Source organism: Dyadobacter luteus (assembly GCF_003383615.1).
In the GTDB taxonomy this organism is placed as follows: domain Bacteria; phylum Bacteroidota; class Bacteroidia; order Cytophagales; family Spirosomataceae; genus Dyadobacter; species Dyadobacter luteus.
In genome coordinates, this window is record NZ_QNUL01000031.1 from 39,458 (window position 1) to 52,731 (window position 13,274).

Consider the following 13,274-nt stretch of genomic DNA (forward strand, 5'->3'; position numbering starts at 1 on the left):
ACATGCTCTTTTTATTAAAAAAAATTTAAACATCCTCAGATTGCAGAAGCGCCGGAAAAGTTTTCAAAATGATCATCATATCCATTTTGAAGGAGAAGTTTTTGGCATACTCAATATCAAGGGCTGCCCGCTCTTCTTCCGACATGTCCGCTTTTCCTTTCCCACGCTTCGTTACCTGCCAAAGCCCGGTAAGGCCGGCTGGTCCCGCAAAACGAAGTATTTTATTATCTGTAGTCATCTTCTCTGCTTCATAAAGAGGAAGAGGCCTGTTTCCAACCAGTGACATATCCCCTTTCAGAATGTTGATCAGCTGTGGTAATTCATCCAGACTTGAATTTCGCAGAAATTTCCCGATCCTTGTAATACGCGGGTCATTCTGAAATTTCATAAATGCCGCTTTTTGCTCCTTCTGCTGGTTAAAAACCTTCTCACAGATTTCCTTCCCATCCAGAAACAGCCTGCGATTACAGTAGCCGCCATTTCTGCATTCTTCACACATGTTAGCCAACTCTGGTTTTAAGTCGGTCTCTACATGTGCTGTATTGTACATATTGAGCGCAGCCATTTTGCGGATCAGCTGATCAGCGTCGGTGCGCATTGTCCGAAATTTGTAGAGATCAAAGATTTTATACCCGCTTCCAACCCTTTTAGATCTGTAAAAAACAGACCCCCTGGAATCAAGACGGATAGCGAGTGCAACCAGCAGAAAAACGGGCGATAACAACAAAACGGCTAAACCCGTAGACACAACGTCCATTGCTCTTTTCCACCATGGAGTGCCACTGCTCGAAGCGCTGATTTTTTCAGAAGCCAACCTTGCTACATACCACTGTCTTTTGGTAAAATAGTGCAGGCGTGTCAGCAAATCGCCCTCCGAGAAATCAGAAGGGAAAATATCATCAGCATGTTTGTCCTTGGCGTTGCGTATCAGTGCCTGGGTAAGCTTATCCACCATGATTACAAATGGTAAATTTCCCATGGCAGGATTGCTGCGAACCTGATCCAGCAATTGCCATCCCCCGCCTTTTACATGCGCCATGATCACATCTGCAGGAAAATAATCCTGTATAGCAGCAAGTAATGTTTCTCCATCTTCAAAATATTCAATCTGAAGATAGCTACCGTAATTAGCAGAAAACCAAAGATATTGTTCGAAATCCTTGCTCAGATAAGCAACCCGGTAGGTTGCTGAGGGAGAGATTTTGGTATCAGGATTATCTATTGAATGCAAATGCTTCAATTCCATGATGTTGAATAGGAAGGAACCTTGTTTACGAAAATCTTCTGCTTCTACGCAGTATAGCATTTATTTTTGCCTGCACTTCCAATGGATTGAAAGGTTTCAGCATAAAATCGTCGGCTCCCAGATTAAGGCATTGGATACGCTCACTGCTTTCATCTGATCCTGAAAGAATAACTATTGGAATATCCATATAAAGATTGCTTGCTTTCGCTACCTTAAGGAACTCCTTGCCGCTCAGGTTGGGCATATTCAAATCAGCAATAACCAGATCGATTTCGTTGCCTTCTTCAAGCCAAAGCATCCCTTCGGATCCATCGTGCTTAATGACGACATTAAAGTCCTTTTTTAGAAAATGTTCCAATATCTTACAAATACTGGGTTCATCATCTATAATCAAAAGTGTCTGTTTACTATCCATACGTTGAGTAAAGTCCATTCATTTTTTATAAGATTTCGCATATAGATATTTATTCCTTTTAATCGAAAAAAGAAAAAGCTTGTTACAACTACTTCCATATTCCCGTTCAACAGCAGTCTAAACATCCCTGTAAAATCTATTCTGACTGCGCAAAAAATACAAATAAAATGCTAACCAAATCTTTATTCAGCAGCCTCAAATCGTCATTTTCACTAATCCCTGCAAGATCAAAAAAAATTACTACAATTGAAAATTAACTTCTCAAATTACTTCTACCAGCTCGTGTTGCCACGTGTGACCGTATTAGAATTAAGTAGAATGCTACATTTAAACTGTAAAGGTCTATTGTGGTCACTTCAAATTACAAGTATTGCCTACAGATCAGATAAAGTTGGGTTACCAGCAGATCCAAACTGTTTACATTCAATCACTTTGCCCCTTTACAAGGGAAGCTATTTAAAGTGCATCAGGCTCCTAAAGCTTTCTTCAAAAGACTCAACGCCGAATCGCTGTAAGATAGCTGAAGAGCGGCCGACTGACCTGCCTCACTCATTTTTTTCCAGGTTTTTTGAAGAATGTCAATCATTTTTTCCTCCGACAACTTTAGAATAAGGTCGTCAAACTGATAAATCAGAAAGACAATACACAGTGCGTCCTCAATCGTTTGTACATCCGGGTCAGTTTTTAGCTTCTGTTTCCTGATGATTTCCGTCACACGGGTAATGGTCGACTCCTCATATCCAATATCATCCAGAATTTCCGTTGCTTTTTCTGCATGAAATTTCGAAAGGTCACTTCTCCATTTCAGGTATCCTACCCTTCCCTCGGGATAAGTGCTACGGGCAATTTCCCAACGTCCTATATGCTGGCTCCTGGATGCAAGCAACAACGGTTCTCCCGCTTCAGGATTCAGTTTAGTAACCCATTCATGTAGCCGGAGGGCATAAAAATACTCCGATGGGTACTCTACCCCATCCCAGTTTACCTTCTCAGGAGCTTGCTTGTTGTAGGTGTCAAATTTTTCAAAAGCTTCATCTAATTTCGCCATGGTGATTTTCCTTAATCTTCTGCTGTAAATTCTAATGCTATTTTGGTAGTGCGGGGATAATCGTAAGCAGTGCTGGATGTGCTCATCGTAAACTTTCCGGTGCTTACACCCGCCGGCGCGACGGCCCACGCTCCGCCTTGCTGCCCATCGGCACTGACTTCAATATTCTTATTTGTCCTGGTCCATTTCAATCTAAAAGGAGTTGGATCACCTTTAAAAACACCCTCAAAAGTTCCATCTTTTTTAAACTGAACAGTTTCCATATATCTTTCAAAGTCCACTCCACCAAACCGGCTCACTATCTTTCCGTCTTTCAGACTCTGAACATCATCGATGTAAATCTGACTGATCTTCCATTGTTTCACTGCGGTCAACCTTTCGGCTGCCTCTTCAGGATTTTGGGAACCGCTGCTACATGCTATCAGACAAGACAGCCAGCCAAGTACCAGCAGAATATTTTTAGCTTTGATCATATGCTTTAACAGTTTGGTTCTTTACAATACCAGATCACCAAACAACTTTTTCAATGTTACTTCAGCATCTACACAAAAGCCAGGATGAACCTTGGAGCTTTGCACCACACTGCTTCTGGTTGCGGTGAGCCAGCGGAAGCGGGATGCAATTGGCAGCGAACCAATAAAACCACCCGCTTTGCCTCCCGCACAAATTTGTTCAAAGGCAATCAGGTATGATTTAAGTTGATCTATATCTGCTTTTTTGCACAGCGCTCGTACCCTGCTTTCTTCTATATGGTATAATACTTTCAGAAAACGCTGACCAGGACAATACAAGATAATGCCTGCATTAATAAATTCTTCACGCTCCACCCTGGGTACAACGCGGATAACGGCGTACTCAAATAAGTGCTTTTCTTGCATTTTGGGCTTCGGTTACAAAAATTTCAGAAACAGACAATCTTGAAATCAGAAATCCTGAATAAACCTTGCGCATGGTTTCAGGAGTTTCATCGGGCGAATTGGTGATAAGCCAATCATCAGGTATCAGACCGACAATTGCCTCAATCTTATCAGCAGTAAGAATCGCTTTGAAAGCGGCATCCACCTTCTCCAGCTCAGATGCCTGGCGAAGCAACACATGATCTTTCACCTGTACAAACGGGCGCCTGGACTGCTCTTCCCAGTTTTCCCACGAATGATGGAAGTAAAGTGCGGCACCATGGTCAATCAACCACAACTCTTTGTGCCACATCAGCATGTTGGTATTTCGTGCGGTACGGTCCACATTAGTAAGCAGGCAATCCAGCCATACGATTTGTGACGCGAGCAGGGAATCTACTTTGGTAACGAGCGGGTCGAAAGTAATGGCACCTGACAGGTAATGCATCCCCAGATTTAATCCTGTACTCGCACGAAGCAAATCCTGAATTTCTTCATCAGGCTCTGTTCTGCCAAATGCTTCATCCAGATTGGCAAATACGATCTCAGGAATTCTCAATCCCAGAAGTCGTGAAAGTTCTCCTCCTATCAGTTCAGCAATAAGCGCTTTTAATCCCTGACCGGCTCCCCGGAATTTGAGTACATATAAAAAGTCGTCATCAGCTTCTGCAATCGCCGGCAGAGACCCGCCTTCTCTGAGTGGGGTCACATACCGTGTCACATGCACATGGCGCAGTTCCGGTGGTTGAAAGTTCATAGGTGATGTATCATATTAAAGTGTTAAAATTAGAATCATTTCTATCAATCCCTTTGGGTATGGACATAAAAAATGCCGGAACGATTCCCCGCTCCGGCATTTTCGGTATTCAAATTGTACATTTTACTTGTCCAAAGTCAAGGCTTTAAAGCTTCTGGTTAGGTCAGTAAGTGATTTTTCAACACCCATACGTTCCAAAGACGAGGCACCCACAAAACCCTGTGCATCTGTTTTTTCCAGAATCACTTTCACATCCTCAGGCGTATTCACCGGGCCACCATGAGCAAGGAAGAATATATCAGGATTCACCGCGCGGGCAGCTTCAATAATTTTCTGAGTTCTCTGAATGGCGTCATCCATGGTACATGAAGCATCCACCACACCAATTGAGCCACCTACTGTAGTCCCTACATGTGCAATAATCGCATCAGCACCGGCTTCTGCCATTTGTCTTGCTTCCTCTGGTTCCGCTACATATACAATCGAAAAAAGATCCATTTTGCTCGCCAGGCGAACCATCTCGACCTCTTTATCAAATCCCATTCCGGTTTCTTCCAGAACATTACGGAAATGTCCGTCTACTATCGAATGCGTAGGAAAATTGTTGATCCCCGAGAAGCCCATCTCCTTCACCTTCAGTAAATGATGCCACATTCTTCGGCGAGGATCAGAGCCATATACTCCGCAGATTACAGGAATTTCTTCTACTACTGGTAAAACTTCAAATTCTCCGATTTCCATGGCCACAGCGTTGGCATCACCATAGGCCATCAACCCGGCAGTAGACCCGTGACCAGCCATTCTGAAACGACCCGAGTTATAAATAATGATCAGATCTGCCCCACCTTTTTCTATAAACTTTGCACTGATACCCGTTCCGGCACCCGCTGCAATGATCGCCTTGTTTTGCTGAAGAGTGGCATTGAGCCTGTCTCTTACTTCTTGTCGGGTATAAGGGTTACCCTTCCCTGTCCATGGATTTGGCATAACAGTATTTTACTTTGACACTAATTATATATTCTGTTTATATTTTTTTCTATTTAAAGCTCCAGCATTCCCAATAAGGTGTCTACAAGCAACCCTGCAAATTCCTCGTCGTTGATATGCGCATTCATTTCTATCAGACTGACTTTCTTGCCAACTTCATTTCTGATTGAATCAAAAAGAACTTCGTTAACTGCGGGTCTGTAGAAAACATTTCCTACCGAATCTATTTGCGAAATTCCTTTGAGAGGAATCACAACAGCTGCCGCCGCCGCTGACCTGTTCACATGCTCCACCAGCCTTTTGCCCAGGATCATATTTTCCTCCTCATTAGTTCGCATCAGCGTTACATCAGGTGCCCAGCTATAGAATTCACGTTCTTTATATTTTGATGGAATGGTGTCAGGATGGGCAAAATTAACCATATCCAAACATCCCGGTACGACTACCTGAGGAAGGCCCATTTCGGTGGCAGCACTCAGCCTGGTCGGGCCAGCACTGCATATCCCTCCACAAAGTTCGTCAGCCAGTTCAGTTGTAGTAACATCCAATACCGCATCAAAACAACCTTCCCGTATCAAAGCTTCCATGGCTATTCCTCCTACTCCTGTAGCGTGAAATGAAAGTACTTCATAACCTTTGGCTGTGAGCAAAGCAGTACAAAAATCAACACAAGGGGTAGTGTTTCCAAACATGCTGATGGCAATACTTCCTTTCTTGTCCGCACTTTCACGTGCTGTTGTAGCAGCCATGGCGCATACGGCTGCAGCGGCCTGAGAGATGATAGGACTAATGATACTGTTCAGCCCCGCCACATCTACAATGGAAGGCACCAAAACAATATTTTTGTTTCCCACCTGCCTCGAAAGATCTTTGGCTGCCAATGTACTGATACAAATCTTTGGTATTCCTAAAGGTGCATGTTGCATGGCTTCGAGGGCAATATAGGTTCCTCCGCCACCACCCATGCCTACAATAGCCTTAATCTCTCCACGCGCAATCAGCTGATCTATAATTTTTCCTGCGCCTGCTCCCATCACTTCAATCGCATGGCCACGGTCCCTGCTTCGGCGCAAATCTGCCACATTTGCACCACCTTCCAGTGCAACAATCTCAGACTCGAAATCGATATGGAACCGATCAGTACTACCCATCACACCCGTATTCATCATGATCACACGCTCACCATGTGATAGAATACACTCCCTGAGGTAAGCAAAAACTTCCCCTTTCGTATCAAAACATCCTAATATGAGTACGGATTTCCCTGAAGACATTTTTTAGATTTAGCTGTTTACTGCAAATTAGCTATCGGCAATTAGCCATAAGCTGTCAGACGCTTAAATGAATGGTTATTAGCGTATTCAAAATCATTATTTATCTCCTAAACCAACAGGTCTGTCATTGCGCGACCATTCACTCCATGATCCTACATACAGAGATGCATCTCCGAAACCGGCCTCGGATAAAGCCAGTAACGTGTGGCAGGCCGTCACGCCGGAACCGCAGTGCACAAATATATTTTTGACTTCCCTGTTGCCAACGACATCGCTATACTTCTCACGTAGTACTTCGGCGCTCAGAAACTTTCCATGTTCATCCAGATTGCTCAGATAAGGCACATTGACAGCGCCGGGAATATGTCCTGCTACCAGGTCAATTGGTTCACTTTCTCCCCTGAAACGGTAATTTTCTCTTACATCAATCACGAGAAACTGATCGTCGGCTGTAGCACGAGCCACATCATCTATATCAACTGTAGGCTTAAGCCATGAATCAAATGTATATATCGATTTCCCCACTGTAGCTTCTTCACCAGTTTCAATCTCAACTCCTTCTGCAACTGCAGCCTGCAATCCACCATCCAGCACATATGTCTGCTGATGACCTGCGGATGTCAGCATCCACCATAAACGCGCGGCTGCATTACCTCCATTTTTGTCGTCATAAATCACGACTTTCGACGAAGGAGTAATTCCTTTTTCCGATAAAAATTGAGAAAATTCAGTTGGTGAAGACAGCGGGTGACGGCCACCATTTGCAGCGTTATCTGTTTTATGAGATAATTCAGTTTCAAGGTCGACGTAGCGTGCATACTTAATATGACCCGCCTTAAAACGTTCATGTGCATCAGCTCCGCCACGGGCATCCAGAATAATTACATTGTTTCCGTCAGAGGCTAATTTTTGAAAATCAGCTACACTTAAAATTCCCATGTTATAAATGTGTTTTATACGAGTCAATAAAGTTAATCCCATAAAATGGAATAGAAACTTTCATCTGCACAAAAAGTCAGCATTTATAAGAGGCAAAGGGCTGTGTTATCTCACTATGGATACTTTCACTTTCACGAGTTCATACTGATCCAACTGACTGGTAACTGCGAAAGCATTTTTGCCCAAAATACTTTCAAGTGTTTCGTTATCAGCATAAACCTGAGGATCGTAAATATCATCCACCAGCTTACCATTTAAGATATGCCCCCATACAGGATTATCGTCCGGCGAGTCTTTTCGTTTGAATGTTTGCATGATCTGAAGCTGATTAAATTTGTTTACTCAACTTTTCCAACTCCTCATTGCTGGGTTTGGCGGAGACAATTCCCTCATCAGGAACATTCATCTGAGCGGTCCAGGCAATCGCATTGAGTACAAGTTTTCTGAAATTATCGTCCTGCCAGTTGGTATGCATGTGTGCTCCTGTGAATCCGAACCCACGACCAATAGCAGGTCTGTCGTAGGCCCAGGCCATGATTTGCGGTTCCTTATTTTCAAGAACTGCCTTTCTGACAAACTTATTATTGGAGTGTGTTCCGTCTTTGAGCTGTAAAGTTGACTCAGGCGGAAGAGTTTGTAGTATAGGGGTTATGCCATTCATGCGGTTGACGAACCTCATGTGATAATACCATTCATCTTTTACCGCAAATGGTTTCACACCATTGGTTACAGGATGCTTCGGGATGGAGTCAAAGCTGGCTGTGAATATGGGGTTTACAGACCAATCAGTTTCAAAATACCCTCCTATCCATTTCTGAAAGTATTGTCCGCCTTCGCCCTTAGGAATTTCGAGCGCAAAGTGTAACATCACAAGTCCGGTACCTTTTGCCAGAATCTGGTCAAGCTTTGCAAGATGCGGCGCAAGTAAATGATCGCCTCCTCCGTCACAAAACACCACAATCGTATTAGCCTCTTTCAGCGGTGTTAAATCATCCGGCCAGCCCTGTATGACAAGTGTTTCAGATTCAGGATAAGCGGTTTTAAATTTTTCCGCCAGTAAAGTAGTACCACCTTTATGCTCATGTTCCCCCTTTCCATGACTGTCCCCTCCGGCGATAAATACGATTTGCTTAGGTCCTTTGATCCGTACAGGAACAGGCGGAGATACTGCCCTCCATACGAAAGCAGATATACCTATAACTAGTACCAGTCCTGCAAGAATCCATCTTTGATTTGCAACCATCGTTTTTGTTTTTTATCTCTGAATGTTTCCAACGTCTTAAACCATCAGATAAATTAGGGACAAAAACCACGCCAACCGACTTTACGCAACTCTACCGGATCTTCTGATAAGTGGAAGTCCTCCACATTTCTCCCAGATAGCGCGGATCAGATTTCTTTCTTTGACAGAGTGAGGATTGAAGTCGATTACAATTTCACCTTCGTTTATTCTTGTTTTGAAAAATTGTGCGTATTTATCCGACATCACAGATCTCGCCAATGCCCTGATCCCTCCATCGCGAAGATTCCCTACGACCATCATGGCCACGCCTGGAAAGGAAACGAACCTCCCCATAAAGCGAATTGCACTTTGTATAGCGTTGCCTGCGGCGGGACATCCGCCAAGTTGACTGGGATCCGGAAATACGTCTTTGTAGAACCGTTCCTTTGTATGTTCCGACATCATCAATATGATCTCGTTGGGAGCGTAGCCCATCTGTAACAGACTGTTATAAGCTACTTCCGCATCTTCTTTTGTTGCAAAAATCCCGGTTACCGTTCCCGCATCTTGCCTTTTGTTGCTAATGATTTCCATACGCTCATCCGATTTTAACAATTTAGAACGACGATATAATAAGAATTATACCACAACTTAAAAGAATAAGACAAATGATATACGTTTTGAGATATTCATTGTACGTTCTAGAAAGTCATCGAAATATGTAGATGCACTTCTACACTTTGAACAATTATTGATATTAACTGGCATGCCTCTTTAACTTATAACTATATTGAGGTACTATTAAAATATTCTTTGCTAAACGATCCAACCTTAACTATGAGCAATTTTATCAGTCTGAAAAGAACAGGTTCATTAATCATCGCCGGCCTACTTACAGGAATCGGTATTTCGGCGTCGGCCCAAACAGGCGTTGGTACCAAAGCTCCGAAAGGCGCTGAGGTATATCTTGATGGAAGCCGAAAAATGCTCGATGGCAAATGGATTTACTGGGAAGGACCCCGCTTTGCAGCCAAGCCTCCTATTAAATGGACTGTCGTAAACGACCCGGTGGACAAGGGGACTGTGATTAACTGCAATGACCCGGCTTCAGCAGGAGGTTTGTACGGATCAGCAGATATTGTCACAAAGAAAGAATTCCGCGACTTCCGCGCACACGTCGAATTCCTGATCACCAAACCCGGAGGCAATAGTGGTGTTTATCTTCAGAACCGCTATGAAATTCAGGTACTGGATGGTGACACTACATCACATGGAATGGCTGCCATCATTAATGAAACTGCCTCTCCTTATCATGCTTATAACGGAATCGGGAAATGGAATGCGTATGACGTATTGTTCCGTGCCGCCAGATTTAAAGACGGGAAACTGGTTGAACAACCTGTGGTAACGCTCTATTTCAATGGTAAAAAGGTGCATACCAATCATCATATTGCTCAGGTTTGGGGTGGGCCTAATTCCGGAATTGATGGAGGTAATGATAAAGGAAAAGGAATTACGGATCGTCCGGGTGGATTGAAGTTGCAATCGGAAGGGCACGATGTACTCTACCGCAACATCTGGATTAAAGAAGAAAATCTGACCAGTGCGGATACCGATTTCTAAAAATCATATCCTGACTGTTTGAAAAGGCCTGACCAATTTGCTCTCAAATTGATCAGGCCTTTTTTGGGAATACGAGTTATTTCTAAATTTCAAGAAGGCTTTTAGCTATTTTTGGAAATAGCAGATTAACAGTAACATCGAACAATTTATGGAATATCGGGTGGTATTTGATTTTGAAATAACATTCACAAATGGAGGCGGGATACAAGGTCAGGATTTCAGGCTGGATATTGAGGGTGCTGAAATTTCAGACACATTTCTGGCCGACTACATTGTGAAGGATTTAAGGTTACTGATGGCCGGGAATGTAACTATTCTTAACAAAAAATATGTACAGGAACCTCATAAACGCCTCTCCACCGATCCGCTTACCGAAGGAACGCTTATCGATCTCAGTCATGTGATTTTCGATGGACTCATTACTTACAAAGGATTACCCGCACCAATTATATGTGACTTTTTGAGCAGGAAAAATGCTGTTGGCAAATATGAAGAAGGAACTACTTTTCAAATCGGCAAAATAGAGATGGTGAGTAATACCGGAACTTACATTGATTGCCCGTTTCACCGCTATGAAAACGGAAAAGATCTCTCAGAGACATCATTAGAAGCTTTTGCAAACCTTAAAGCTGTCACTATTGACGCAACCAACACAATAGAAATTGGCAAAACTCTCTTTGAAAATAAAGAAATTAGAGGCAAGGCAGTTATCGTGCACACGGGTTGGTCAAAGCATTGGAATACCGAGACTTACTTTGAAAATCATCCTTATATTAACCGCGAGGCAGCAGAATATTTGCACGATTGTGAGGTAAAGCTTGTTGGGATTGACAGCCATAACATTGATGATACAAGAGGAAACAGCCGCCCCGTTCATACCATTCTGTTAGGTTCGGATATTCTTATTGTTGAACATTTGTGCAACCTGGATCAATTACCCGGGGACGAATATCTTTTTAGCGCTGTACCACCCAAATTTAAGGGTGTGGGTTACCTTTCCGGTGAGAGCTTTTGCAACTCTAAAAAATTAAAACCCGATGTCTGATATAGAAGAAGAAAAGTCGAAATTCACTTTCAAAACCAAACTGGAACTGCGTTGGAGTGATATGGATCAACTGGGACATGTGAACAATGCGATGTATCTCACTTATTTTGAGCAAGCCAGAATCGAATATTTACATGAGGTATGCAAATGGAACTGGACAGAAACGGGTGCCATACTCGCCAACGCTTATGTAGATTACCACCGCCCGGTTGTTTACCCTGCCCCAACTTATGTTTATGTCAGTGTGAGTAAAATGGGAAACAAAAGTTTAGAAATCAGCTACATGATTGTTTCAGTAGTGGACGAAAAGGAAAAAATCATGACATCGGGTTACACAACGCTGGTCGTGTTTGATTATTCAAAACAACAAAGCATTGCCATTCCCGACAAAATCCGGGCAGAAATAGAAGCTTACGAGAATCGAACTTATTAATAGCCCACACGTAATCTGACAATGAAACTACTATCCACCCTGCTGATCTCTATTTTACTGTTTTTGGGGCAATCAAGCTGTGCGCAACAATTCGACCTGAGCAAACTTGATACGTTTTTTGACACGCTCAATATCAACAACAAAGCCATGATGAGTGTGGCTATTTCGAAAAACAGCAAACTGATTTATCAAAGATCCATTGGCTACGCATCCATTGCCGACAATGTAAAGGCAAGTGCTGCAACGCAATATCGGATTGGATCCATTTCAAAGACTTTCACTTCATCAATGATTTTCCAGCTCATTGATGAAGGAAAACTCTCATTGAATACAACGCTGGATAAGTTCTTCCCTTCCGTGGCCAACGCATCCGGGATAACAGTTGGCAACCTGTTGAGTCACAGAAGTGGAATTCACAGTTTCACCAACGATGCCGAATATCTGCAATACATGACAATGCCCAAAACACAGGACGAAATGACGGCGATAATTGCCGCATCGAAACCTGATTTTGAACCCGGAACGAAAACAGAATACAGCAATTCCAACTACGTTTTACTGGGTTACATCATTGAAAAGATTACCAGGAAGACCTATCCCGAAAATCTGAAACAAAGGATCACCTTAAAGCTGAATTTGACGGCTACCCATTATGGTGGAAAAACGGATATAGCAAAGCAGCAGAGTCATTCCTACAAAATGATTCAAAAATGGGAATTACAACCTGAAACGGATATGAGTATCCCCGGTGGCGCCGGAGCAATTGTATCTACACCTGCTGAACTAACTCAGTTCATAACAGCACTGCTACAAGGCAGGCTCATCTCAGCGAAGAGTCTGGAGGAAATGAAAACCATGCAGGAAGGTATGGGAATGGGGCTGTTTAAAGTTCCGTATAATTCTGAATCCGGCTATGGCCACAATGGCTCCATTGACGGGTTTGTATCTTCTGCCTATTACTTTCCGGGCGGAGAGTATGCCGTCGCCATATGTTCCAATGGCATTGCTTATCCTTTGAATGATATTCTCATCGCATTGCTGAGTACATGTTCTGGCAATCCGGTCTTGATACCTTCATTCAAATCAGTAACATTAAAGCCGGAAGAACTGGACAAATATGCAGGAGTGTATTCCAGTAAGGATATTCCCTTAAAAATAACCGTTACCAAAACGGATCATACGCTCACTGCTCAGGCAACAGGGCAAGGTGCATTTCCCCTAACTCCGACTGAAAAGAATAAATTTGTATTCGATTCTGCGGGAATAATTATGGAATTCAATCCCGGCGAAGGGACATTCAGGCTTAAACAAGGTGGTGGAAATTTTCTTTTCAAGAAGGAATAAACGGTCAAAAGATAACAATTTGTAACCCTTGGGCATAGAAATAAT

General features: G+C 43.0%; 16 protein-coding genes. 4 read left to right on the forward strand and 12 right to left on the reverse strand.

Annotation, left to right across the window (positions count from 1 at the left end):
• Positions 1 to 25 precede the first annotated feature (25 nt).
• From DSL64_RS24965 to DSL64_RS25020, 12 genes are all read right to left on the reverse strand, one after another.
• Positions 26 to 1,246, reverse strand: coding sequence for a sugar transferase (locus tag DSL64_RS24965; RefSeq protein WP_115833681.1), 1,221 nt, complete (start codon positions 1,244 to 1,246; stop codon positions 26 to 28).
• A 25-nt stretch (positions 1,247 to 1,271) separates the two neighbouring features.
• Positions 1,272 to 1,661 carry a response regulator transcription factor gene (locus tag DSL64_RS24970; RefSeq protein WP_115833682.1) on the reverse strand — a complete coding sequence of 130 codons (390 nt, stop codon included), beginning with the start codon at positions 1,659 to 1,661 and terminating at the stop codon, positions 1,272 to 1,274.
• Positions 1,662 to 2,127: 466 nt separating this feature from the next.
• Positions 2,128 to 2,709, reverse strand: a complete 582-nt coding sequence (locus tag DSL64_RS24975; RefSeq protein WP_115833683.1) for a DUF4202 domain-containing protein — start codon at positions 2,707 to 2,709, stop codon at positions 2,128 to 2,130.
• A gap of 11 nt (positions 2,710 to 2,720) precedes the next feature.
• Positions 2,721 to 3,182, reverse strand: a complete 462-nt coding sequence (locus DSL64_RS24980; RefSeq protein ID WP_115833684.1) for a hypothetical protein — start codon at positions 3,180 to 3,182, stop codon at positions 2,721 to 2,723.
• A gap of 21 nt (positions 3,183 to 3,203) precedes the next feature.
• Positions 3,204 to 3,587 (reverse strand): DUF3037 domain-containing protein, encoded by a 384-nt coding sequence (locus DSL64_RS24985; RefSeq protein ID WP_115833685.1) that lies wholly within the window; start codon positions 3,585 to 3,587, stop codon positions 3,204 to 3,206.
• Entirely contained in the window at positions 3,565 to 4,362 is a 798-nt protein-coding gene (locus DSL64_RS24990; RefSeq protein WP_115833686.1) for a HipA family kinase, read from the reverse strand. The genes DSL64_RS24985 and DSL64_RS24990 overlap by 23 nt, the downstream gene beginning before the upstream one ends.
• Before the next feature lie 123 nt (positions 4,363 to 4,485).
• Positions 4,486 to 5,349: a phosphoenolpyruvate hydrolase family protein gene (locus DSL64_RS24995; protein ID WP_115833687.1), complete on the reverse strand. Its 864-nt coding sequence runs from the start codon at positions 5,347 to 5,349 to the stop codon at positions 4,486 to 4,488.
• Between the two features lie 53 nt (positions 5,350 to 5,402).
• Positions 5,403 to 6,623, reverse strand: a complete 1,221-nt coding sequence (locus tag DSL64_RS25000; protein ID WP_115833688.1) for a Tm-1-like ATP-binding domain-containing protein — start codon at positions 6,621 to 6,623, stop codon at positions 5,403 to 5,405.
• A 96-nt stretch (positions 6,624 to 6,719) separates the two neighbouring features.
• Entirely contained in the window at positions 6,720 to 7,562 is an 843-nt protein-coding gene (locus DSL64_RS25005) for a sulfurtransferase (RefSeq protein WP_115833689.1), read from the reverse strand.
• 105 nt (positions 7,563 to 7,667) lie between these two features.
• A complete protein-coding gene (locus tag DSL64_RS25010; RefSeq protein WP_115833690.1) occupies positions 7,668 to 7,877 on the reverse strand; it encodes a hypothetical protein in 210 nt (69 codons plus the stop codon).
• A gap of 13 nt (positions 7,878 to 7,890) precedes the next feature.
• Entirely contained in the window at positions 7,891 to 8,805 is a 915-nt protein-coding gene (locus tag DSL64_RS25015) for a ThuA domain-containing protein (protein WP_115833691.1), read from the reverse strand.
• Positions 8,806 to 8,886: 81 nt separating this feature from the next.
• Entirely contained in the window at positions 8,887 to 9,378 is a 492-nt protein-coding gene (locus DSL64_RS25020) for a hypothetical protein (protein ID WP_115833692.1), read from the reverse strand.
• Between the two features lie 243 nt (positions 9,379 to 9,621).
• Between DSL64_RS25020 and DSL64_RS25025 the strand changes: the two genes are divergently transcribed.
• From DSL64_RS25025 to DSL64_RS25040, 4 genes are all read left to right on the forward strand, one after another.
• Positions 9,622 to 10,407, forward strand: coding sequence for a 3-keto-disaccharide hydrolase (locus DSL64_RS25025; RefSeq protein ID WP_115833693.1), 786 nt, complete (start codon positions 9,622 to 9,624; stop codon positions 10,405 to 10,407).
• 148 nt (positions 10,408 to 10,555) lie between these two features.
• Complete coding sequence (locus tag DSL64_RS25030) at positions 10,556 to 11,452, forward strand: cyclase family protein (RefSeq protein ID WP_229217223.1); 897 nt, start codon at positions 10,556 to 10,558, stop codon at positions 11,450 to 11,452.
• Positions 11,445 to 11,885 carry an acyl-CoA thioesterase gene (locus DSL64_RS25035; protein ID WP_115833694.1) on the forward strand — a complete coding sequence of 147 codons (441 nt, stop codon included), beginning with the start codon at positions 11,445 to 11,447 and terminating at the stop codon, positions 11,883 to 11,885. Before DSL64_RS25030 ends, DSL64_RS25035 begins: the two co-directional genes overlap by 8 nt.
• Before the next feature lie 21 nt (positions 11,886 to 11,906).
• On the forward strand, positions 11,907 to 13,229 hold the full coding sequence (locus DSL64_RS25040) for a serine hydrolase domain-containing protein (RefSeq protein ID WP_115833695.1): 1,323 nt from the start codon (positions 11,907 to 11,909) through the stop codon (positions 13,227 to 13,229).
• The last annotated feature ends 45 nt before the right edge of the window (positions 13,230 to 13,274 follow it).